This window comes from Microbacterium sp. ABR10, from assembly GCF_057812175.1.
This window is the reverse complement of sequence record NZ_CM173821.1, coordinates 2200058-2222100: the sequence shown is the minus strand read 5'-3', so window position 1 is coordinate 2222100 and position 22043 is coordinate 2200058. Positions and strand designations below refer to the sequence as shown.

19 protein-coding genes and 1 rRNA gene are annotated in these 22043 nt (G+C 68.9%); 11 read left to right on the top strand and 9 right to left on the bottom strand.

All coding sequences use genetic code 11. The features are described from left to right. Positions 1-41: 41 nt before the first annotated feature. The 5 genes from ACXKZF_RS10320 to ACXKZF_RS10300 form a co-directional block, all read right to left on the bottom strand. Positions 42-776, bottom strand: coding sequence for a response regulator transcription factor (locus ACXKZF_RS10320; RefSeq protein ID WP_243222357.1), 735 nt, complete (start codon positions 774-776; stop codon positions 42-44). Positions 777-780: 4 nt separating this feature from the next. Next, the gene (locus ACXKZF_RS10315) at positions 781-1182 is read right to left on the bottom strand and encodes a VanZ family protein (protein WP_488984140.1); all 402 of its coding nucleotides are present in this window, start codon (positions 1180-1182) and stop codon (positions 781-783) included. 74 nt (positions 1183-1256) lie between these two features. Beyond that, on the bottom strand, positions 1257-2852 hold the full coding sequence (gndA, locus tag ACXKZF_RS10310) for an NADP-dependent phosphogluconate dehydrogenase (RefSeq protein ID WP_488984139.1): 1596 nt from the start codon (positions 2850-2852) through the stop codon (positions 1257-1259). Between the two features lie 88 nt (positions 2853-2940). After that, positions 2941-3450, bottom strand: a complete 510-nt coding sequence (locus tag ACXKZF_RS10305) for a gluconokinase (RefSeq protein ID WP_488984138.1) — start codon at positions 3448-3450, stop codon at positions 2941-2943. A 21-nt stretch (positions 3451-3471) separates the two neighbouring features. Further along, a complete protein-coding gene (locus tag ACXKZF_RS10300) occupies positions 3472-4875 on the bottom strand; it encodes a GntP family permease (protein ID WP_488984137.1) in 1404 nt (467 codons plus the stop codon). Positions 4876-5001: 126 nt separating this feature from the next. Between ACXKZF_RS10300 and ACXKZF_RS10295 the strand changes: the two genes are divergently transcribed. Next, on the top strand, positions 5002-5712 hold the full coding sequence (locus tag ACXKZF_RS10295) for a FadR/GntR family transcriptional regulator (RefSeq protein WP_055957075.1): 711 nt from the start codon (positions 5002-5004) through the stop codon (positions 5710-5712). A 15-nt stretch (positions 5713-5727) separates the two neighbouring features. Here the strand turns inward: ACXKZF_RS10295 and ACXKZF_RS10290 are convergent, their stop codons facing one another. Beyond that, entirely contained in the window at positions 5728-6648 is a 921-nt protein-coding gene (locus tag ACXKZF_RS10290; protein ID WP_488984136.1) for an NAD(P)-dependent oxidoreductase, read from the bottom strand. 110 nt (positions 6649-6758) lie between these two features. Between ACXKZF_RS10290 and ACXKZF_RS10285 the strand changes: the two genes are divergently transcribed. The 6 genes from ACXKZF_RS10285 (at position 6759) to ACXKZF_RS10260 (ending at position 12850) form a co-directional block, all read left to right on the top strand. Continuing rightward, positions 6759-7814 carry a D-2-hydroxyacid dehydrogenase gene (locus ACXKZF_RS10285; protein ID WP_488984135.1) on the top strand — a complete coding sequence of 352 codons (1056 nt, stop codon included), beginning with the start codon at positions 6759-6761 and terminating at the stop codon, positions 7812-7814. Positions 7815-7854: 40 nt separating this feature from the next. Next, a complete protein-coding gene (locus tag ACXKZF_RS10280; protein WP_055957079.1) occupies positions 7855-8649 on the top strand; it encodes an IclR family transcriptional regulator in 795 nt (264 codons plus the stop codon). 246 nt (positions 8650-8895) lie between these two features. Further along, positions 8896-10311 carry an MFS transporter gene (locus tag ACXKZF_RS10275; RefSeq protein ID WP_055957081.1) on the top strand — a complete coding sequence of 472 codons (1416 nt, stop codon included), beginning with the start codon at positions 8896-8898 and terminating at the stop codon, positions 10309-10311. Further along, complete coding sequence (locus tag ACXKZF_RS10270) at positions 10308-11075, top strand: SDR family oxidoreductase (protein ID WP_488984134.1); 768 nt, start codon at positions 10308-10310, stop codon at positions 11073-11075. The genes ACXKZF_RS10275 and ACXKZF_RS10270 overlap by 4 nt, the downstream gene beginning before the upstream one ends. Continuing rightward, the gene (locus tag ACXKZF_RS10265) at positions 11075-11812 is read left to right on the top strand and encodes a fumarylacetoacetate hydrolase family protein (protein WP_488984133.1); all 738 of its coding nucleotides are present in this window, start codon (positions 11075-11077) and stop codon (positions 11810-11812) included. The genes ACXKZF_RS10270 and ACXKZF_RS10265 overlap by 1 nt, the downstream gene beginning before the upstream one ends. Positions 11813-11821: 9 nt before the next feature. Then, complete coding sequence (locus ACXKZF_RS10260; protein ID WP_488984132.1) at positions 11822-12850, top strand: zinc-binding dehydrogenase; 1029 nt, start codon at positions 11822-11824, stop codon at positions 12848-12850. A 125-nt stretch (positions 12851-12975) separates the two neighbouring features. Here ACXKZF_RS10260 and ACXKZF_RS10255 read toward each other — a convergent pair whose 3' ends face one another. Beyond that, entirely contained in the window at positions 12976-13101 is a 126-nt protein-coding gene (locus tag ACXKZF_RS10255) for a hypothetical protein (RefSeq protein WP_261742869.1), read from the bottom strand. Positions 13102-13508: 407 nt separating this feature from the next. Here ACXKZF_RS10255 and ACXKZF_RS10250 point away from each other — a divergent pair, with 407 nt between their 5' ends. Further along, positions 13509-14135, top strand: coding sequence for a 50S ribosomal protein L25/general stress protein Ctc (locus ACXKZF_RS10250; protein WP_055957089.1), 627 nt, complete (start codon positions 13509-13511; stop codon positions 14133-14135). Positions 14136-14264: 129 nt separating this feature from the next. Then, positions 14265-14849: an aminoacyl-tRNA hydrolase gene (gene pth / locus ACXKZF_RS10245; RefSeq protein WP_055957091.1), complete on the top strand. Its 585-nt coding sequence runs from the start codon at positions 14265-14267 to the stop codon at positions 14847-14849. 229 nt (positions 14850-15078) lie between these two features. Here the strand turns inward: pth and ACXKZF_RS10240 are convergent, their stop codons facing one another. Next, positions 15079-15576 carry a hypothetical protein gene (locus ACXKZF_RS10240; RefSeq protein WP_243222343.1) on the bottom strand — a complete coding sequence of 166 codons (498 nt, stop codon included), beginning with the start codon at positions 15574-15576 and terminating at the stop codon, positions 15079-15081. 154 nt (positions 15577-15730) lie between these two features. Next, positions 15731-16216, bottom strand: coding sequence for a hypothetical protein (locus ACXKZF_RS10235; protein WP_488984131.1), 486 nt, complete (start codon positions 16214-16216; stop codon positions 15731-15733). Positions 16217-16298: 82 nt separating this feature from the next. On the opposite strand from ACXKZF_RS10235, the gene mfd reads away from it, so the two are divergent. Beyond that, complete coding sequence (gene mfd / locus ACXKZF_RS10230; RefSeq protein ID WP_055957097.1) at positions 16299-19886, top strand: transcription-repair coupling factor; 3588 nt, start codon at positions 16299-16301, stop codon at positions 19884-19886. A 595-nt stretch (positions 19887-20481) separates the two neighbouring features. After that, a 16S ribosomal RNA gene (locus ACXKZF_RS10225) occupies positions 20482-22003 on the top strand. The last annotated feature ends 40 nt before the right edge of the window (positions 22004-22043 follow it).

Here is a 22043-nt window from a genome sequence, read left to right as displayed (position 1 = left end):
GGGCTCTTCGGGGAGCGGGGGAGAGGGCCGGGGCGGGAGGCTCACTGAGGGGCTTTGATCATATAGCCGACGCCGCGCACGGTGTGGATGAGCGGCTCGTGCCCCGCATCGATCTTCTTCCGCAGGTACGAGATGTACAGCTCGACGACGCTCGAGCGACCGCCGAAGTCGTAGTTCCAGACGCGATCGAGGATCTGCGCCTTCGACACCACGCGCCGCTGATTGCGCATGAGGAAACGCAGCAGTTCGAACTCCGTCGCCGTCAGCTCGATCTCCTTGCCGCCGCGGACCACCTCGTGGCTGTCCTCGTTCAGCGACAGATCGCCCACGCGCAGGATCGGTTCGGAGTCGCGCGTCAGCGCGGTGCCGGCTCGGCGCATGAGACCGCGCAGGCGCGCCACCACCTCCTCGAGGCTGAAGGGCTTGGTGACGTAGTCGTCGCCGCCGGCGGTGAGGCCCGCGACGCGGTCGGCCACGGCATCCTTCGCGGTGAGGAAGAGCACGGGAACGTCGTTGCCCGAGTGACGCAGGCGCTGCAGCACGGCCATGCCGTCGAGGTCGGGCATCATGATGTCGAGCACCATGGCATCCGGTTCGAACTCGCGGGCGGACTGCAGGGCATCGAATCCGGAGCCGGCGGTCTTGACCTCCCAGCCCTCCATGCGGAGCGCCATCGACAGCAGGTCGGTGAGCATCTGCTCGTCGTCGACGACGAGCACGCGCAGGGCGCTCCCGTCGGGGCGGGTGAAGGCGGGGGCGGCGGCGGTCGCGGTCATGCACTCATTCTGCGGGGGAATCTATGACCTTTCTATGGAGCGGGTTATGTGATTGCTGTGAGCGAGTACGCCTCCGGCTGAACAGCACCACCGTCCCCACCCCGATCGCGGCGCCGAGCGTGTTCGCGACGAGGTCGCGGACGTCGGCGACGCGGGTCGGCAGGAAAAGCAGCTGCCACGTCTCGATGCCGGCGCTGAGGACGAGTCCGCCCAGGATGCCGTGCCACCAGCGGCCGCGCCAGACCAGGATGAGCGCCCCCAGGGGAACGAACATCGCGACGTTCGCCGCGAACTCCACTCCGTCGTAGGCGACCCATCCCAGCCCCGGCGCCGACTGCAGCACCCGGACCACACGCCAGATCACGCTCTCCACCTGCGGGTCGACGAGCGTGGGGCGCAACGTCATCCACCACAGGCCCCACGCGTACAACGCCGAAGCGGCGACGAGCAGTGCCCGTCGCCGCTTCGTGACCAGCCGGGTCAGTGGGTGTCCTCGGCCTCGATCTCGGTGCGGTCGCCCGACCAGAGGGTGTGGAAGGTGCCCTCCTTGTCGATGCGGCGGTAGGTGTGGGCGCCGAAGAAGTCGCGCTGGCCCTGGATGAGGGCGGCGGGCAGACGCTCGGCGCGCAGACCGTCGTAGTAGGCCAGCGACGAGCTGAACGCGGGAGCGGGGATGCCGGCGGCCGCGGCCTGCCCGACGATGCTGCGCCACGAGTCCTGCGCACGCCCGAGGGCCTCGACGAAGTAGGGCGCGGTCAGCAGGACCGGGAGCGTCGGGTCGGCGTCGTACGCCTCGGCGATGCGGTTGAGGAACTGCGCGCGGATGATGCAGCCGCCGCGGAAGATCTTCGACACCGCGCCCAGGTCGATTTTCCAGTCGTACTGGGCGGCCCCGGCGCGGATCTCGTCGAAGCCCTGGCTGTACGCGACGATCTTCGAGGCGTACAGCGCCAGGCGCACCTGCTCGATGAAGGTGTCGGCGTCGTCACCCGAGAGCAGCTCGGTGACGGAGGTCCCGGGGAGCTCGCGCGAGACCTCGCGCTGCTCGGGGTGGCTCGACAGCGACCGCGCGAAGGTGGCCTCGGCGATTCCCGAGACGGGCACGCCCAGGTCGAGGGCGGTCTGCACCGTCCAGGCTCCGGTGCCCTTGGCGCCGGCCTGGTCGAGGATGACGTCGACGAGGGGCTTGCTCGTGTCGGCATCCACCTGACGCAGCACCTCGGCGGTGATCTCGATGAGGTAGGACTCCAGCTCGCCGCGGTTCCACTCGGCGAACACGTCGGCGATCTCGGCGGGGGTCTTGCCCGTGGCCTGGCGGATGAGGTCGTAGGCCTCGGCGATGAGCTGCATGTCGGCGTACTCGATGCCGTTGTGAACCATCTTGACGAAGTGTCCGGCGCCGTCGTGGCCGACGTGCGTGACGCAGGGCTCGCCCTCGGCGACCGCGGCGATCGACTTCAGGATCGGGCCGAGCGTGGCCCAGGCCTCGTCGGAGCCGCCGGGCATGATCGAGGGGCCGAGGAGCGCGCCCTCCTCACCGCCCGAGACGCCCATGCCGACGAAGTTGATGCCCGTGTCGCGCACGGCCTTCTCGCGGCGGATGGTGTCGGTGAACAGGGCGTTGCCGCCGTCGACGATGATGTCGCCCGGCTCGAACACCTTCACCAGCTCGTCGATGACGAAGTCGGTGGGGCGGCCGGCCTTGACCATGATGATCGCGGTGCGCGGCTTCGACAGCGAGGCGGCGAAGTCTTCGTAGGAGTACGACGCGACGAAGTTCGCCTCGGGGTGCGCCTCGAGCACGTGCTCGGTCTTGTCGGCGCTGCGGTTGAATACCGCGACGGTGTTCCCCTCGCGGCTGGCGAGGTTGCGCGCGAGGTTCGAGCCCATGACGGCCAGGCCCACGACGCCGATGTTCGCGCGACCGTCGCCCGTGCCCTCGGGGCGGGAGTCGGCCTCGGCGGTGGGGCGTTCCACCTCTTCGATGCCGGGCGCACCCTCGTGCACCTGTGCGGCCCGGTGAGGGGCCTGATCCTGATCGATCGAGGGTCCGGTCGGGGAGGGGGTCGACGTCATTCGTTGCTCCGTAAATCGGCTGCGAGAAGGGGTATCGGGCGCACGTGGGGTTGCCGATGCCACTTTATCGGCTCGGGTCCCCCGTGTTTCAGGCGGGGGAGAGGCGCAGACGGTCGACGACCTCCTGCACCTGCTCCTGCGGGGTGAGGTCGAGGTCGACGCGGATCGCCTGCTCGTCGGCATCCGGCATCTCGAGGGTGTCGAACTGCGAGGTGAGCAGCGACGGGGGCATGTAGTGGCCCTGACGGCGCAAGAGTCGCTCGAGCACGAGGGCGGGGTCGCCCATCAGCAGCACGAAGGTCAGGTCGTCGCGACGCAGGACGTCGCGGTAGCTGCGCTTGAGCGCGGAGCACGTGATGATGCCCGGACGGTCCGCGGCGATCCGGCCGTCGATCCAGGCGGCGACCCGGTCGAGCCAGGGCCAGCGGTCGTCGTCGTTCAGCGCGTGCCCCGACGCCATCTTGGCGACGTTGGCCTCGGGGTGCAGGTCGTCGCCCTCCTGGAAGTCCCAGCCGAGGCGGCCGGCGAGCATGCCCGCGACGGTGGACTTGCCGGTGCCGGCGGGTCCCATGAACACGAGGACGGGGTGGGATGCCATGATGCTCTCTTTCCGTTCCGGTCAGACGAACGCGCTGATGACGAGGACGCCGGCCAGGCCCGTGATCGAGATCACGCACTCCAGCACCGTCCATGTTTTCAGGGTCATGGGGATGTCGAGACCGAAGTACTCCTTGATGAGCCAGAAGCCGGCGTCGTTGACGTGGCTGAGGAACACCGATCCCGCACCGATGGCCAGCACGAGCAGGGCCGTCATGGGGGCGTCCAGGGTTTCGGTGAGAGGCTGCAGGATTCCGGCGGCGGTGATGGTGGCGACGGTGGCCGATCCCGTCGCCACGCGGATCACGACGGCCACGAGCCAGGCGAGCAGCAGCACCGACACGCTGGACCCGGCGACGAGGTCGGCGATGACCTTGCCGATCCCGGTGTCGACGAGCACCTGCTTGAAACCGCCGCCGGCGCCCACGATCAGCAGGATGCCGGCGATCGGTCCGAGAGAGGAGCCGACGACGCTCGTCAGCTTCGCGCGGTCGAAGCCCGCCCCGCGGCCCAGCACGACGAAGCCGACGAGCACGGCGAGCAGCAGCGCGATGATCGGCAGGCCCAGGAAGTCGATGACGACCTTCCACGCGTCGTTCGACCCGGGCGCGACGATGTCGGCGACGGCCTTGAGCAACATGAGGAAGACGGGGAGCAGGATGCTGGCCAGGGTCGCGGCGAACGAGGGCCGGCGCGCGGGCGCGTCGCCCTTCTCCTCCGCCGAGAGGAACAGCTCGGGAACGGGGACCGGTGCCCACCGGGCGGCGATGGGCGCGAAGAGCGGGCCCGCGATGATGACGGCGGGGATGGCAACGATCACGCCGAAGAAGAGGGTCAGGCCCAGGTTGGCGCCCAGCGCGTCGATGGCGGCGAGGGGGCCGGGGTGCGGGGGCACGAGACCGTGCATCGCCGACAGACCGGCCAGGGTGGGGATGGCGATCTTCATCAGCGCGACGCCGGACCGGCGGGCGACGAGGATGATGACCGGCACCAGCAGGACGAGACCGACCTCGAAGAACATCGGCAGGCCGATGATCGCGCCGATGAGGCCCATCACCCACGGCAGGCTCCGGGGTGTCGCGCGCGCGACGAGGGTGTCGACGATGCGGTCGGCGCCTCCAGAGTCGGCCAGGAGCTTTCCGTAGATCGCGCCGAGGGCGACGAGGATGCCGACCCCGCCCATCGTCGAGCCGAAACCGCCGGTGAAGCTGGTGACGGTGGTGGGGATCGCCATGCCGGCGACCACGCCGGTGGTGAGTGCGCCGATGGTCAGGGCGAGGAACGGGTGGAGCTTGCCCCACGTGATCAGCACCACGATGAGGGCGACGCCGACCAGGGCGGCGGTGATCAGCTGTCCGGCCGGGGCGGCGGTCGCGGTGTCGGCGGCGGCGAGCACCAGGGGTGCAGGGAGGGAGGTGAGGGCCATGAGCGTCCTTGTTCCGGCGGGCGGCAGCAATGCCGCTTGTTATTTGTCGTACATAAAACCACATGACGACGAATCACGCACGATGAAACTGAAAATGTCTTACGTCACGTCTGGCATCATCGAGGAATGACGACGGAGCGCAACGAGGCGGTGTCGCTGCACGACGCGCTCGTCGATCGCCTCGGGTCGGCCATCGTCGACGGCGAACTGGCGGCCGGATCCCGCCTGATCACGGCGGAGCTGTCGTCGGGGTCATCTCGCGGCGCCGGCCGCGAGGCCGTTCGCGTGCTGCAGTCGCTCGGTCTCGTGCGCGTACGTCGCAAGACCGGCGTCGAGGTGCTCCCGGCGACGGAATGGAACGTCTACGCGCCCGAGATCATCGCGTGGCGGCTCGCGGGCCCCGGCCGCGGCGCCCAACTGCGAGAGCTCAGCGCGTTGCGAGGCGCGATCGAACCGCTCGCCGCTCGGGCGGCCGCCGCTTCCGCCACCGATGCGCAGCGCCGCGACCTCGTTTCCGCCGTGATGGAGATGGCCCGTACCGAGCGCGACGCGGACGGCGCCGAGTATCTCGCGGCCGACGTGCGGTTCCACCGGACGCTGCTCGCGGCATCCGGCAACGCGATGTTCGCCGCTCTCGGCTCGGTCGTGGAGTCGGTGCTCGTGGGGCGCACCCTGCACGACCTCATGCCGCACGACGCCAACCCGCACGCCGTCCGCTGGCACCAGGACGTCGCGTTCGCCGTCACCGCGGGCCGTGCGGACGAGGCCGCCCAGGCGATGAGTCTGATCGTGCGCGAGGCCGGCGACGCCATGGCATCCGCAACCTCCGACGACTGAGCGGATCCGCCGACGTCAGCCGGACGCGTCGGTCTCGCTGCGCTCGGCTGTGAAACGGCGGGTGACGGCGATGTCGCGCTCGCCGAGGCCGCGCTCGACGATCTCGTCGAAGGCGTCGCGCAGGGCCGGGAGCAGCGCCGGTCGGGTACCGGTGGCCGCGGCGACATCGGCCGCGAAGCCCAGGTCCTTCACCATGTATCCGGCGATGCCGCTGGGGGAGTCGTCGCCGTCGACGAGCTTCTGTCGGCGACTCTGGAGCAGGTTCGAGCCGGCGTATCCGCCCCCGAGCAGCGCCCAGAGGGCGGCGGGGTCGACGTCGGAGCGGGCCGCGAGCTCGGTCGCTTCGCCGAGGGCCAGGATGGTCGCCGCCACGACCATCTGATTGCACGCCTTCGCGACCTCTCCCGCGCCGAGTGGGCCGAGGCGCACCGGGGTGCCGCAGGGTGCCAGGAGGGCTGCGGCGAGGTCGGTGTCGGCGGGTGAGCCACCGAGCATGATCGACAGCGTCCCGGCTTTCGCGCCATCCTCGCCGCCCGAGACGGGGCAGTCCACGATTCGGATGCCGGGGGCCAAGCGCTCAGCCAGGTCGCGCACGCCGACCGGTGACGACGTCGATCCGATCAGGAGCAGGAACTCGCGCTCTCCGATGCCGGCCAGCAGGCCGTCGGGCCCGTGGAGATGTTCCCCGAGCTGCGGCAGATCGGGCAGCATCACCAGCACGGCGTCGGTCGCGGCCCCGAGCTCGCGGGCAGTGGGAGCCCAGTGCGCGCCGGCGTCGGTCAGGGCGGGACGTTCACGGCGGGCGTGCACCGTGAGTGCCCCGCGCGCGGCCAGGAGGTGTTGCGCCATAGGCTCGCCCATCGCGCCGAGGCCCCACACGCCCAGTCGCACGTCGGTCGCTGCGGGGGTGGCCGTCTCTTCGTCGAGCTGCGTCATGACGGCATCCTATCGGCTGGACAACAGGTTGAACAGGGTTCAGTATGGTGAACGAGGATTCACGCGAGCCGTGGCGGTCACCCACCGACGCGGCGGAGGGAGAGACGACGATGTCGACCAACGACAGACTACGGGCCGTGGTGGCCGTGCCCCTGAAAGAGGAGCACTGCCGTCTCATCGAGCGGCTGGAGCCGCGGCTGGACCTCGTGCGCGACGCGCGGCTGACGCATCCGATGCGCGGCCCCGCCGACTGGTCCGGTGACCCCGCCCACGAGCGCTCGGCGAAGGAGCAGGACGAGTTCGACGCCATGGTCGACTCGGCCGATGTGCTCTTCGGCATCCCCGACGTCGATCCGACGGTCCTCGCCCGCACGGTCGCCGCGAATCCGCACCTGCGCTGGGTCATGACCACGGCCGCCGGCGGAGGTGGCCAGGTGAAGGCCGCCGGCCTCGACCGCGACGCGCTCGAGCGTGTCGTGTTCACCACCAGTGCGGGCGTGCACGGCGGACCTCTCGCGGAGTTCGCCGTATTCGGCGTGATGGCCGGTGCGAAAGACCTGCCCCGTCTCGCCCGACAGCAGGCCGAACGCGCGTGGACCGACCGGTGGGAGATGCGCCAGGTCGACGAGATGACCGTGCTCGTCGTCGGGCTCGGCGGTATCGGTGCCGAGTGCGCCCGCCGTTTCCACGCCCTCGGCGCCCAGGTGTGGGGGACCACCCGCTCCGGCGCGCCCGTCGACGGGGTCGACCGCCTGGTCCCGCTCGAGGAGCTGGTCAGTGCCGTCGGAGATGTGGATGCCATCGTGGTCACCCTCCCCGGCACCGACCAGACGCACCATCTCATCGACGACCGCGTGCTCGCGGCGGTCAAGCCGGGGGTCATCCTCGCCAGTGTCGGTCGCGGAACGGTGATCGACGAGGCTGCGCTCCTCGCGGCCCTCGATGACGGGCGGGTGTCGTTCGCCGCCCTCGACGTCTTCGAGGTGGAGCCGTTGCCCGAGGACTCCCCGCTGTGGCGGCATCCGCGCGTGCTCGTCAGCCCGCATACGGCGGCCTTGAGCAGCAAAGAGGAGGAGCGCATCGCCCGCCGCTTCGCCGAGAACGCCACGCGCCTTCTCGACGGGCAACCGATGCGCGCCGTTGTCGATACGGTCGAGTTCTACTGACGCGCCGCTGCGGTGGCGCCCGCACGACGGGGAGGTCGCGGTGAGCGATGACGAAGAGGGCGGCGTCGTCCGGGATCCTGCCCCGGCGGTGGGGCGCGGCATCCGACTCCTCGGTCTGCTCGCCGAGGCGGGACGTGCGCTGACACTCACGGAGCTCGCCGCGGGCCTGGGCCTGGCGAAGTCCTCGACGGCCAATCTGTGCCTGTCGCTGGAGGCGGGGCGCATGATCGAGCGCGTCCCGCTGGGGTACCGCCTCGGCATCCGTACCGCGGAGCTCGGCGGCGCCTTCGCCGCGCAGTTCAACCAGGTGCGCGAGTTCTACGCCGTGTGCGAGACTTCGCCGGTGCTCGCCACAGAGCTCGTACAGGTCGCCGTGCTCGACGACACCGACGCCCTCTACCTCGCGCGCTACGAGGGATCGCGTTCGGTGCGCCTCGGAACGCCCCTGGGGTCCCGTCTGCCCGCTGCGCTGTCGGCGACGGGCCGCGCGCTGCTGATGACCCGCAGTGACGACGACGTTCGGGAGATGCTCTCGCGGGGGCGTCCGCTGCCCCGGCTCACCTCGCACAGCACGATCGACGTCGATGCCGTCCTCGCCAAGATCGCCGCCGCCCGTGAGCGCGGGTGGTCGGTCGACGAGGAGGAGTCGTTCCGCGGCATCGTCGGCGTCGCCGTGCCCCTCGAGGGCTGGGCGCCGGGCGATCCGCAGTTGGCGCTGGGGGTCGGCATCCCCGTGGCGGATGCCGCACCGGAGCGGATCTCGCGCGTCGGCGCTGCGCTTCGTGAGGCGGCGCGGGCACTGACGAACCCGTTCAGCGCTTCCCGCGCCACCTGACGCGCGTCGCGGCCCACGGCTCGGATTCGACGCGTCTCTCGCGCCCTGCGTCGGGCGTCGCGGGGCGCGGGTTCGGGGCGCCTCCCGCGCCCTTCGGGGCGCGTCCGCCGCGCCCCGAACGGCCGATCCCGCCCCGAATCGATGGACACCGACCGCAACCCTTCGCGAATTCTGTCCAACATGTTGAACTGCGTTCACTCCGTTGGTACAGTCGGCTCGTCGCAAGACACCAGCCGATCGAAGGAGATGGCCGTGACCACTGCATCCACACCGACGCCGCAGCCGACGGATGATCCCGAATACGCCGCGAACCTGCGCCGCGCCACCCTCGCCTCGAGCATCGGCAGCGCGCTGGAGTACTTCGACTTCGCGCTGTACGGCCTCTCGACGGCGCTGATCTTCAACGTCCTGTTCTTCTCACAGGACGACCCCGCCCTCGCCACGGTGGCCGCGTTCGCGACCTACGGTGTCGGCTTCCTCGCCCGGCCCTTCGGCGGGCTCTTCTTCGGCGTCCTCGGGGACAAGCTGGGCCGCAAGTGGGTGCTCGTCATCACGATCCTGCTGATGGGTGGAGCCTCCACCGCTATCGGTCTCCTTCCCACCTACGAGGCCGTCGGCATCCTCGCGCCGATCCTGCTCGTGATCATGCGACTGCTCCAGGGCTTCGGCGCCGGCGCCGAGCAGGCCGGTGCCACGGTGCTCATGGCCGAGTACGCGCCCGTGAAGCGCCGCGGCTTCTTCTCGGCGCTACCCTTCATCGGCATCCAGGCGGGCACCCTGCTCGCGGCCGTCGTCTTCAGCCTGATCTCGCTGCTGCCCGAGGATCAGCTGCTCAGCTGGGGCTGGCGCGTGCCGTTCCTCGCCTCGTTCGTGCTCATCCTGCTCGCACTGTTCATCCGCATGCGTCTGCGTGAGACGCCGACCTTCATCGAGCTCGAGAAGAGCGAGCAGATCGCCGAGCGTCCCGTCCGCGACATCTTCACCCGGGGCCTGCCGGGCGTCATCGTCGGCATCGGCCTGCGCATGGCCGAGAACGGCGGCTCCTACATGTTCAACACCCTCGCGCTGACGTTCTTCGTCGCCACCGTCGGGGGCCAGGCAGACCGCAGCCTGCTGACGTGGGGTGTCACGCTCGGCTCCCTCATCGGTATCTTCTCGGTGCCGCTGACAGGTGCGCTGTCGGACCGGATGGGAAGGCGGACCGTCTACCGTGCGGGTGCGCTGTTCATGCTCGTCTTCACCTTCCCGGCCTGGTGGCTCATGTCGCTCGGCAGCTACCCGATCACCATCGCCGTCGTCGCGATCGGCATCGGCATCGCGGTCAATTCGATGCTCGGACCGCAGTGCGCGATGCTCCCCGAGCTGTTCGGCAACCGTCACCGCTACCTCGGCGTGGCCATGGCGCGCGAGCTCTCGGCCGTTCTCGCCGGTGGCCTCGCGGGCGTCCTCGGCGCCTACATCATCGCCGTCAGCGATGCGAACTGGTTGTTGCTGGCGATCTACATGGCGACCCTGGCGTTGATCACGACCGCCTCGACATTCCTCGTCCCTGAGACCCTGCGTCGCGACCTCACGCGCACCGACGACGCCATCAAGGTGTCGCGTGAAGAGGCCGGCGAGGGCGTGGATGCCACGACCGTCACCGTCCGGACGATCCGATGAGCGGCGCGTTCGATCTCGCCGGCCGGCTCGCCCTCGTCACCGGTTCCAGCCGCGGCATCGGCCGCACCCTCGCCCAGGGGCTCGCCGAGGCCGGCGCCACGGTGATCGTGCACGGGAGGGATGCCGTGACCGCCGGCCGCGCCGCCGACGAGATCACCGCGGCGACCGGCGTGACCGCGTACGTCTCGACGTTCGATGTCGGCGACTCGGCCGCCGTCGACGCCGGCATCGACCGGATCGGAGAGGGCCACGGCATCCCGGACATCGTCGTGAACAACGCCGGCGTCCAGCGTCGCGCGCCCATCGCGGAGTTCGCCGACGCCGACTGGGACGACCTGGTGCGCACCAACCTCTCCAGCGCCTTCTACGTCTCGCGGCGGGTGGCCCGGGGCATGATCGAACGCGGTTCGGGCAAGCTCGTGCAGATCGGCAGCGTGCAGTCGCAACTCGCCCGCCCCTCGATCGCCCCGTACGGCGCGACGAAGGGGGCCATCGCCATGCTGACGAAGGGGCTGTGCGCCGACCTGGCACCCCACGGCATCCAGGCGAACGCCATCGCGCCGGGGTACTTCGCGACCGAGCTCACGCAGGCTCTCGTCGACGACGAGACGTTCTCGGCGTGGGTGCGCACGCGCACCCCGGCGGGACGATGGGGGGACACCAGTGATTTGGTGGGGACGCTGGTGTTCCTCTCCAGCTCCGCGAGCGACTACGTCAACGGTCAGACGATCTTCGTCGACGGCGGAATGACGGCGGTGGTCTGATGCGTATCGCTCGAGTGATCACGTCAGGTGGCGTCACGACCGTGCGCGTCGACGACGATGGGTCGTTCATCCCCGTCGACGACCCCTACGCCGCGTTCGCGGGAGGGAAAGAGCCGCAGGATGCCGCCGAGCCCGTCCAGGGCGATCTCGCTCCTCCGTGCACCCCGACGGTCGTCGTGGGCATCGCGCAGAACGGGCCGGGCCACGCGTCGCCGGTGCAGGCGTGGCTGAAGAGTCCGCGAACCGTCACGGGCCCCGGGGTCACCGTGCGACTGCGCCGCGATGCCGGCCAGACCGTGGCCGAGGCCGAAGTAGCCGTGGTGATCGGGCGGGATACGACCGGACTCACGGCCGAGAACGCCCATGAGTACGTGCTCGGGATCACCGCGGTGAACGATCTGTCCAGCCCCGACCGGGCAGTGGTGGATCCGCGCAACTTCGAGTCGAAGTCGGGGGAGGGGTACACCCCGCTCGGGCCGTGGATCGACACCGCCCTCTCGCTCGACGCCGACCTGCCCATGGCACTGCTCGCCGATGGCGTCGCCCGGGCCGAGACGTCGGCCGGTCGCCTGCCGATGACGCCCCGGGAGTGCCTCGCCTACGTCGCGGGGTGGACGACCCTCGGCCCGGGCGATGTCGTGATGATGGGCGCCCCGCACTCGCAGGCCCCCGTCCACGCCGGTGAGACTGTCGAGATCGTCATCGGCGACCTGCGCCTGTCGACCCCAACGTCCTGAGGAGCGACGATGACCAACCTCGCCGTGGTGGCCCATGCCGCCGACGACCTCCGCGTCGAAGACATCGACGAACCGATCCCGGATGCCGACGAGGCCGTCGTCGCCGTCGCCTACGGCGGCGTCTGCGGGTCCGACCTGCACTACTGGCGTCACGGAGCGGCCGGCGCGTCGATCCTCCGCGGGCCGCTCGTGCTCGGGCACGAATTGTCCGGCACGGTCGTACGTGCCGCGGCCGACGGCAGCGGGCCGGCCGTCGGAACCCCGGTGGCCGTGCACCCGCTCACCCCCCGGGGTGACGGGGTGACGCCCTGGCCGGAGGATCGGCCCCAGCTCGCGCCGGCCTCGACCTACCTCGGCTCCGCCATGCACCTGCCGCACACCCAGGGCGGCTTCGCCGAGCGCGTGGCCCTGCCCTCGCGGATGCTGTTCCCTCTCCCTTCGGGCCTCGACCTGCGCGCGGCCGTCCTGGCGGAACCCGCCGCGGTCGCGTGGCACGCGGTGAGCCAGGCCGGAGCCGTCGCGGGACGCCGGGTCGCGGTGATCGGCGCGGGGCCCATCGGTCAACTCGCCGTCGCGGTCGCGCGCCACCGCGGCGCAGCCGAGGTGATATCCACCGATCTCCACGAGCTTCCGCGTTCGCTCGCGGAGGCGCGCGGCGCTCGGGCGCTTGATGCGCGCGACGACGAGGCGATCGCTCAGCTGCACGCCGACGTCGTGATCGAATCCAGCGGGACGGTGCCCGGCCTGGCATCCGCCATCGCCGCCGCCCGTCGCGGTGGCACCGTCGTCCTGCTGGGCCTGCAGGCCGCCGGGTCAGTGATGGCCCCGCTCGCGACCGCCATCACGCGCGAACTCACCCTGACCGGGTCGTTCCGCTTCGGCGACGAGTTCGCCGAGGTGATCGCGGCGCTCGCCGACGGCTCGCTCGACGTCGACGGCATCATCACGCACGTCGTCCCGGTCGCGGACGCCCTGTCGGCCTTCGCGACCGCCGCCGATTCGTCCGCGTCGTCGAAGGTCGCGCTCTCGTTCGGCTGACGGTCGAGCCGCGGGGCAGCGCTCCGTCGACGGTCAGCGCGATGAGGAGACGTGCGCCGAAAGAGGAACGTTCCGCCCTGTCGAGGGGCGCCGATCCGTGGAGCCCCGCGGCGGGGCGCCGAGGGTCAGTGCTTCTTGTAGCCCGCGTTGCGCCCCATCGAGAAGAGGGCGCCGACCGTGCCGACGAGGCCGATCGTGGCGATACCGCCGATGACCCAGAGCACGACGTGAGAGAAGAAGCCGCTGTCCATGATGATCCTCCGGGTCGGTGTGGCACATCGATCCTACCGTCGCGAGGTCCGTGCCCCTGCAGCGCCGGGGCGGTCAGGGATGGTCGCCGCCTCGCCGGCACCTGCGTCGCGTCACGCTGCGCGGACGTCCGACGCTGGCACGTCGCTCGGGTGTCCGACGCCGACGAGTCCGGTGAGGGGGCCTGGGCACGCGGGTCGGAGGGACGCGCGAGCGCTGGTAGACTTCCGGGGAACTTCGGCGAGGGATTGCCGCGCACCGCCCGGTGCACGTGGCATCCGTGATCGACGCAGTGATGCAGGCTCCCCGGCTTTCCTCACGCGCTCGCGTTCGAGTCGAATCCAGACCACACAGGTGCGGGCCATGTCCGCGCACAAGCTGCGGGCCGCGTGCCCGCGAGGAGAACATCATGTCGGAAGACAACAAGGTCGTCGCGGAATTGCGCGAGAACTTCGGCAAGGGCTTCGCCCGTCGCCTTCGCGCCGCGGGCAAGATCCCGGCCGTGATCTACGGTCACGGCACCGAGCCCCAGCACGTCGCGCTGCCCGGCCACCAGGTCGCGCTGCTCATTCGTCGCGCCAACGCGCTGCTCGACCTCGACATCGCCGGCAAGGGCCAGCTGGTGCTCGTGAAGGACGTGCAGAAGGACCCCGTGCGTCAGATCATCGAGCACATCGACCTCATCGTGGTGCGCAAGGGCGAGAAGGTCCAGGTCGACGTGCCCGTCACGGTCATCGGTGAGCCCTTCCCCGGTACCATCGCGAACCTCGAGAACACGACCGTGTCGCTCGAAGTCGAGGCCACCCACATCCCGCAGAACGTCGAGGTCTCGGTCGAGGGCGCCGAGGACGGCACGCAGATCACCGCTGCCGACCTGACGCTGCCCGCGGGCGCCACGCTCGTGACCGAGCCCGAGACCCTCATCGTGGGCGTCTCGGTCCCGCTCGACACGCTCGCCGCCGACGAGGAGATCGCCGAGGCCGACGCAGAGATCGCCGAGGAGCAGTCCGAAGAGGCCGAGGGCGACGACAAGTAATCCCGGGCGGGCTCCGGCCCGCCGATCACGAGGGGGCGCGACTCGCGCCCCCTCGTTCTTTTTCCGCGGCTCTCGCGGCCCGGCTCATGGCGTGCGGACCCGGTTCGCGTTTCGGGAAGGATGGATGCCATGGCAGACACCTGGCTCATCGTCGGTCTCGGCAACCCCGGCCCGCGGTACGAGGCGACCCGGCACAACGTCGGACAGATGGTGATGGACGAGCTCGCCGGCCGCCGGCGCGAGGCGTTCCGCGCGCACAAGGCCAACGCACGCGTCGTCGAAACCTGGCTCCGGCCGGGGTCCGCGAAGCTCGTCCTCGCCAAGCTCAACTGCTTCATGAACGTCTCCGGCGGCCCGGTCGCGGGGCTCGCCCGCTTCTACGGCGTCGAGGCGGATCACGTCGTCGTCGTCCACGACGAGCTCGATATCCCCTACGACACGATCAAGCTCAAGATCGGCGGCGGTCACGGCGGCCACAATGGCGTGCGCGACATCGCCAAGGCGCTCGGCACCGCGGACTTCCCGCGCGTGCGGGTGGGTATCGGTCGCCCCGTGGGCCGTCAGGATCCCGCCGACTGGGTGCTCGACCCCTTCGGCTCGACCGAGCGCCAGACGTTGCCGATCCTCGTGTCGGATGCCGCGGATGCCGTCGAGTTGCTCGTCGATGAGGGCTTGGTCTCGGCGCAGCAGCGATTCCACGCTCCCCGCGCCTGACGTCGCCCCCGGTAGACCGGAGACCCCGGCGCCCGTCGAGGGAGCCGAGCCCGAACCTTTCTCGCGATGGGGGTCCCTGAGCCCGTCGAGGGGACCGGTGTCCGCGCGACGGGTGGCACGCATCACCCAGTGCATCGGCACCGTCGGTCCACCCTTCTGCGCGCCCCTGGCGGCGACACGAAGAAAAGACCCCGGCCTCGAAAGGCCGGGGTCTTCACGTGGTCCGATGTCACATCATGGAGCCGACGCCCACCGCGGCACCGACGCCGAGGGCCGTGATGACGACGATACCGCCGAGCACGGCGATGACGATCGCAGCGATTCCCCACCCGCGGCCGCGGTTCTTCACCGCGGCGATGATGCCCTGGATGAAGCCCCAGAGACCCAGGATGCCGTAGACGACGAATGCCGCGACAGACAGCGCGGCCACCGCGATCGCCGACTGCTCGGCGCCGGGCGGCAGCGATTCCGGGTCGACCTGACCGGTCGAGGAGTCGACGTACTGACCGAGGCCCCCGGTCTGCACGCCCGCCACGAAGGCGAGGATCGCACCCACGAGGACTGCGAGGACAGAGGCGACGAATGCGATGATGCCGAGCTTCTTCGACACCGGCGCCCGGTGCTCGGGCGCATAGGCGGGAGCGGCGTAGCCACCCGGCGCGGCGTGCGGCTCGCTGCGCGTGGGGGGCGGGTTGTACGGCTCCGGCGGCGGCGGTGTGGTGCTCACGAGTTGCTCCCTTGGTCGTCGACGGGCAGGACACGCCTGCTCGGCGGATGACGGACACGACGCCCGTTGCCGCGAGTGTAGGCGAGCCCCGGGCGGGGACCCGAAGGGCTGGACGCGCCCCTTCTCGGCGCGGTATCGCACCCGAGGACGCCGGTCACACCGGGGTGAGCCCGCTCGCCATCGTCGCGATCCCCGCCACGAGGCCGACGGCGACGAGGCCCCCGAACACCAGGGGTCCCAGCACCGAGAGGACGATGGCCGTGATGCCCGCCCCGCGTCCCGATCCGACCGTGGTGGCGACGATGCCGAGCACGAGCGCGGTCACCCCCACGACGGTCCCCGCCCAGAACGAGATCTCTCCGACGAGCACCACGTCGCGCACCGGCGACAGCACACGCCAATCGAGGGTCGACGACGTGAGCGTCTCGAGCCCCGGCCCCGCACCCCGGGCGGTGCGGAATGCGGCGAAGCCTCCGACGGCAGATGCCAGGACGATGGCGACGATCGACGCCAGCAGCGCCCAGATGCCAAGGGGTCGGGCGCGGCGACGCGGCGGTGGGGGAGCGAGGAGGGTCCCGACCGGCGGAGCGACGTGCGGCGCGGCGAAGACCGGACCGTTCGGGACGCCGGGGCTGCTCATGCCGTCACTCTACGAGACGTCGTCGGTCAAGGTCGTGGGCACACACGGCCCGATGTCGGACCCCCCGCGTAGACTCTTTCGAGTGACAGTTCCCGGGATCGTTCGCGCCCTCGAGCAGGCTGAGTCCTACCGTGAGGCCGCTTCCTCGGCATCCGCCGACTTGTCTCTCTCCCTTGTCGACGGCCTCGACGCACCCGTGATCGCGGGGTTGATCGAGCGTCGCCGTGCGGCGGGCGGGCCCGGCGCGGTGTTGGTGATCGCCCCGACCGGGCGTCGTGCCGAGTCGTTGGGTCCGGCATTGGATGCCGTCCTCCCCGGCGCCCACGTGCTCCACTTCCCCGCGTGGGAGACCCTGCCGCACGAGCGCCTCAGCCCGAGCCCCGAGACGGTCGGCCGTCGCCTCGACGTGCTGCGCCGAATCGCTGCGTGGGACGGAGAGGTGCCGTTGGTCGTCACCGCATCCGTCCGCAGCGCCCTGCAGCCGCTCGCCCCCGGTCTCGGCGACGTCGAGCCGGTGCAGCTCGTCGTCGGCGGTCGCGGTCACCAGCTCGAGGCCGTGACGACGCGGCTGGTCGAGCTGGCCTATCACCGCGTCGACATGGTGTCGCGGCGCGGCGAGTTCGCCGTCCGCGGCGGCATCCTCGATGTCTTCCCGCCCGTGGCCGATCATCCGTACCGCGTGGAGTTCTTCGGCGATGAGGTCGACCAGATCCGTGCGTTCTCCGTCGCCGATCAGCGATCCCTCCCGGGCGAGGTCACCGACGTCACGCTTGTGCCCAGCCGTGAACTGCTGCTCAGCACCGAGGTGCGCGCCCGTGCCGCCGAGCTGCGCGACGCCTATCCGGGTCTTCGGCAACTGCTCGAGAAGATGGCCGAAGGAATCCCCGCTGAGGGCATGGAGTCGCTCATCCCCGTGCTGATCGACGACCTCATCACCCTTGTCGACTACCTGCCCGGGGGCAGCGCCGTCGCGCTCGTCGACCCCGAGCGCTCGCTCGCGCGGGCGACGACGCTCGGCGACACGAACCGCGAGTTCCTCGAGGCCGCGTGGTCGGCGGCGACCGCGGGAGCCGACACCCCGGTCGACCTCGACTCCGGTGATTTCGTGACGCTCGACGATCTGCACGAAAGGGCCACGGGACGCGGGGGCGTCTGGTGGGAGCTCAGCGCCTTCGACTCGGGCGCCGCGGATGCCGAAGACGAAGGTCTTGTCGTCGGCGACGATTCGGCGCACCGCGTCAAGGCCGACGCGGTGCCGTCCTTCCAGGGCAACGTCGAGGGAGCCACGGCGCACGTCGGTCAGTTGCTCGCCGACGGCTGGTCGGTGGTGGTCACGGCATCCGGACCCGGAATGGTCGATCGAGCCCGCGACGTGCTCGCCGAGCGCGGCATCGCGGCGCGCCGCGTCGACGACGTCCACGCGGCCCCCGAGCCCGGTGTCGCGCACGTGGTGTGTGCACCGTTGGAACGCGGGTTCCAGCTCACCGAGGCCAAGTTCGCCGTCATCACCGAGACCGAGTTCTACGGTCGGTCGGTCAGCGGTGACAACCGGGGGGTCAAGAAGCTCGCATCGCGGCGGCGCAACGTCGTCGATCCGATGCAGCTCAAGCCCGGCGACGTCGTCGTTCACGCCACGCACGGCATCGGCAAGTTCCTCGAGCTCACGCAGCGCGAGGTCTCCAGCGGCGGACGAAACGCGGTCAAGACCACGAAGGAGTACCTGGTCCTCGAATACGCCCCCGCGAAACGCGGGTACCCGGGCGACAAGCTCTACGTGCCCACCGACCAGCTCGACCTGCTGTCGAAGTACGTCGGCGGAGAAGCGCCCACCCTGTCGAAGATGGGCGGGAGCGACTGGGCGGCGGCCAAGGGCCGCGCGCGCAAGGCGGTCCGCGACATCGCGGTCGAGCTGGTGAAACTGTATTCGGCGCGCATGGCGTCGAAGGGCTACGCCTTCGGGCCCGACACCCCCTGGCAGCGGGAACTCGAAGAGGCCTTCCCCTTCGCAGAGACCCTCGATCAGCTGCAGACGATCGACGAGGTCAAGGCCGACATGGAGAAGCCGATCCCGATGGATCGGCTCCTCTCGGGAGACGTCGGTTTCGGCAAGACCGAGGTCGCCGTGCGCGCCGCGTTCAAGGCCATCCAGGAGGGCAAGCAGGTCGCCATGCTGGTGCCGACGACACTGTTGGTCAAACAGCACCTCGAGACGTTCGCCGAGCGGTATGCGGGTTTCCCCGTCACGGTGCGTCCGCTCTCGCGCTTCCAGTCCGACAAAGAGGCGAAGGCGACCCTGGCGGGCCTCACCGACGGCACCGTCGACATGGTCATCGGTACTCACCGCATCCTCACCGAGAAGGTGATCTTCAAAGACCTCGGGCTGATGATCATCGACGAGGAGCAGCGTTTCGGCGTCGAGCACAAGGACGCATTGAAGAAGCTCAAGACGAATGTCGACATCCTCGCGATGAGCGCGACTCCCATCCCGCGCACGCTCGAGATGGCGGTCACCGGCATCCGTGAGATGTCGACGCTGGCGACTCCGCCTGAGGATCGGCATCCGATCCTCTCGTACGTCGGACCCCGCAATGACAAGCAGATCGCCGCGGCGATCCGGCGCGAGCTGCTGCGCGAGGGCCAGGTGTTCTACGTGCACAACCGCGTCTCGTCGATCCAGCGCGTCGCTGCGCACCTCGCTGAGCTGGTCCCCGAGGCGCGGATCGTGGTCGCTCACGGACAGATGGGCGAGCACGCCCTCGAGCGAGTCGTCGACGACTTCTGGGAGCGTCGAGCGGATGTGCTCGTGTCGACGACCATCATCGAGACGGGCCTCGACATCTCCAACTCGAACACGATCATCATCGACCGCGCCGACAAGTACGGCCTGTCGCAGCTGCATCAGCTGCGCGGTCGCGTGGGCCGCGGGCGCGACAGGGCCTACGCGTACTTCCTGTACGACGAGATGAAGCCCCTCTCCGAAACGGCGGCCGACCGCCTCGAAACGATCGCCGTCAACAACGAACTCGGCAGCGGTATGCAGGTGGCGCTGAAAGACCTCGAGCTGCGCGGGGCCGGCAACCTGCTGGGCGCAGAGCAGGCCGGGCACATCGCCGGCGTCGGTTTCGACCTGTATCTGCGCATGATCGGTGAGGCCGTGTCGACCTTCCGTGGCGAAGACGTCGACGGCCCCAGCGAACTGCGGCTGGAGTTGCCCGTCGACGCACGCCTGCCCGAGTTCTATATCGACAGCGAGCGCCTGCGCCTCGAGGCCTACCAGAAGCTCTCGGCGGCGGCATCGGCTGGCGCGAAGGACGACGCCATCGACCTCGTGATCGAGGAGCTCCGAGACCGATACGGCGAACCACCTGCCGAGGTCGAGGGACTCATCGCGGTCGCGCGTCTGCGCCGCCGAGCTGCGCAAGCGGGACTCGCCGACGTGGTGGCGATGGGATCGAACCTGCGCATCGCCCCCGCTCACCTCGCCGAGTCCATGCGCGTGCGCCTGCAGCGCCTGTACCCGAAGGCGAAGCTCGTCGCGGGCGGGGATGCCATGGTGGTGCCGCTCCCGCAAGACGCCGACGACGCGAACCTGATTGCGTGGGTGCGTCAGATCCTGGATGCCCTGTGGCCGTTGCCCGTGGAGAAGTCCGCGGAAGCGGCGAACGCCTGAGCTCGAGTCCTCCCGGAGGACGGTCGCTCCGCGGGCCCGATCGACCTCCGTGTCGGTCGGGCCCGCTCGCTTTCTTCGGCGTCATTCCGGCAGCGCGGTCCGCGACACGCCCGGGGAGGGCGTGGATTCGACGGAGTGGTGGTTCACGCGTAAATTATTCCTTGTTCGCCCCACAGGGGAGAGCGGAGCGGCCGAAGGGCCCCTGTTTCCTCTCACGTGGTGAACCGCCCAAGATCTCACCGAATGGTGTATGGTTTTGGTTCTGGTCGTTCGGCCGGTTCCCGAGGTCGATCTCTTCGTGAGGTCCCACTGCGGAACTGTGTGCTGAGTGGCTGGTCAATTGATGTGAACTGCCTCATGGGTTGGTCGGAAGACTGTTTCTGTGGGTGCGTCCGTTCCTTGAGAACTCAACAGCGTGCACTTGTCAAATGCCAATTTTATTCCTCGTCGGTCTTCGGACTGGTGAGAATTCCTTTGGATCAAAGACCAGCCCTTCCGGGGGTTGGCATTATGGATTCGTCAGTAATGATGTTTTCTCTTTGGTCAGTTTCGAACTCGCTGCGGCATCGTTTTCCCGGTGTTGTGGTTTTTTTCTTTTACGGAGAGTTTGATCCTGGCTCAGGATGAACGCTGGCGGCGTGCTTAACACATGCAAGTCGAACGGTGAAGCCAAGCTTGCTTGGTGGATCAGTGGCGAACGGGTGAGTAACACGTGAGCAACCTGCCCTGGACTCTGGGATAAGCGCTGGAAACGGTGTCTAATACTGGATATGAGCCTCTATCGCATGGTGGGGGTTGGAAAGATTTTTTGGTCTGGGATGGGCTCGCGGCCTATCAGCTTGTTGGTGAGGTAATGGCTCACCAAGGCGTCGACGGGTAGCCGGCCTGAGAGGGTGACCGGCCACACTGGGACTGAGACACGGCCCAGACTCCTACGGGAGGCAGCAGTGGGGAATATTGCACAATGGGCGGAAGCCTGATGCAGCAACGCCGCGTGAGGGATGACGGCCTTCGGGTTGTAAACCTCTTTTAGCAGGGAAGAAGCGAAAGTGACGGTACCTGCAGAAAAAGCGCCGGCTAACTACGTGCCAGCAGCCGCGGTAATACGTAGGGCGCAAGCGTTATCCGGAATTATTGGGCGTAAAGAGCTCGTAGGCGGTTTGTCGCGTCTGCTGTGAAATCCCGAGGCTCAACCTCGGGTCTGCAGTGGGTACGGGCAGACTAGAGTGCGGTAGGGGAGATTGGAATTCCTGGTGTAGCGGTGGAATGCGCAGATATCAGGAGGAACACCGATGGCGAAGGCAGATCTCTGGGCCGTAACTGACGCTGAGGAGCGAAAGGGTGGGGAGCAAACAGGCTTAGATACCCTGGTAGTCCACCCCGTAAACGTTGGGAACTAGTTGTGGGGACCATTCCACGGTTTCCGTGACGCAGCTAACGCATTAAGTTCCCCGCCTGGGGAGTACGGCCGCAAGGCTAAAACTCAAAGGAATTGACGGGGACCCGCACAAGCGGCGGAGCATGCGGATTAATTCGATGCAACGCGAAGAACCTTACCAAGGCTTGACATACACCAGAACACCGTAGAAATACGGGACTCTTTGGACACTGGTGAACAGGTGGTGCATGGTTGTCGTCAGCTCGTGTCGTGAGATGTTGGGTTAAGTCCCGCAACGAGCGCAACCCTCGTTCTATGTTGCCAGCACGTAATGGTGGGAACTCATGGGATACTGCCGGGGTCAACTCGGAGGAAGGTGGGGATGACGTCAAATCATCATGCCCCTTATGTCTTGGGCTTCACGCATGCTACAATGGCCGGTACAAAGGGCTGCAATACCGTGAGGTGGAGCGAATCCCAAAAAGCCGGTCCCAGTTCGGATTGAGGTCTGCAACTCGACCTCATGAAGTCGGAGTCGCTAGTAATCGCAGATCAGCAACGCTGCGGTGAATACGTTCCCGGGTCTTGTACACACCGCCCGTCAAGTCATGAAAGTCGGTAACACCTGAAGCCGGTGGCCCAACCCTTGTGGAGGGAGCCGTCGAAGGTGGGATCGGTAATTAGGACTAAGTCGTAACAAGGTAGCCGTACCGGAAGGTGCGGCTGGATCACCTCCTTTCTAAGGAGCATCTGGCATCAGCGGGCTTCGGCTTGGTGGT

Bases quoted from the DNA above. Each gene is read 5' to 3' on its own strand.
- ACXKZF_RS10320 (WP_243222357.1), bottom strand. From the start codon at position 776: ATGACCGCGACCGCCGCCGCCCCCGCCTTCACCCGCCCCGACGGGAGC.
- ACXKZF_RS10315 (WP_488984140.1), bottom strand. From the start codon at position 1,182: ATGACGTTGCGCCCCACGCTCGTCGACCCGCAGGTGGAGAGCGTGATC.
- gndA (WP_488984139.1), bottom strand. From the start codon at position 2,852: ATGACGTCGACCCCCTCCCCGACCGGACCCTCGATCGATCAGGATCAG.
- ACXKZF_RS10305 (WP_488984138.1), bottom strand. From the start codon at position 3,450: ATGGCATCCCACCCCGTCCTCGTGTTCATGGGACCCGCCGGCACCGGC.
- ACXKZF_RS10300 (WP_488984137.1), bottom strand. From the start codon at position 4,875: ATGGCCCTCACCTCCCTCCCTGCACCCCTGGTGCTCGCCGCCGCCGAC.
- ACXKZF_RS10295 (WP_055957075.1), top strand. From the start codon at position 5,002: ATGACGACGGAGCGCAACGAGGCGGTGTCGCTGCACGACGCGCTCGTC.
- ACXKZF_RS10290 (WP_488984136.1), bottom strand. From the start codon at position 6,648: ATGACGCAGCTCGACGAAGAGACGGCCACCCCCGCAGCGACCGACGTG.
- ACXKZF_RS10285 (WP_488984135.1), top strand. From the start codon at position 6,759: ATGTCGACCAACGACAGACTACGGGCCGTGGTGGCCGTGCCCCTGAAA.
- ACXKZF_RS10275 (WP_055957081.1), top strand. From the start codon at position 8,896: ATGGCCGTGACCACTGCATCCACACCGACGCCGCAGCCGACGGATGAT.
- ACXKZF_RS10270 (WP_488984134.1), top strand. From the start codon at position 10,308: ATGAGCGGCGCGTTCGATCTCGCCGGCCGGCTCGCCCTCGTCACCGGT.
- ACXKZF_RS10265 (WP_488984133.1), top strand. From the start codon at position 11,075: ATGCGTATCGCTCGAGTGATCACGTCAGGTGGCGTCACGACCGTGCGC.
- ACXKZF_RS10260 (WP_488984132.1), top strand. From the start codon at position 11,822: ATGACCAACCTCGCCGTGGTGGCCCATGCCGCCGACGACCTCCGCGTC.
- ACXKZF_RS10255 (WP_261742869.1), bottom strand. From the start codon at position 13,101: ATGGACAGCGGCTTCTTCTCTCACGTCGTGCTCTGGGTCATCGGCGGT.
- ACXKZF_RS10250 (WP_055957089.1), top strand. From the start codon at position 13,509: ATGTCGGAAGACAACAAGGTCGTCGCGGAATTGCGCGAGAACTTCGGC.
- pth (WP_055957091.1), top strand. From the start codon at position 14,265: ATGGCAGACACCTGGCTCATCGTCGGTCTCGGCAACCCCGGCCCGCGG.
- ACXKZF_RS10235 (WP_488984131.1), bottom strand. From the start codon at position 16,216: ATGAGCAGCCCCGGCGTCCCGAACGGTCCGGTCTTCGCCGCGCCGCAC.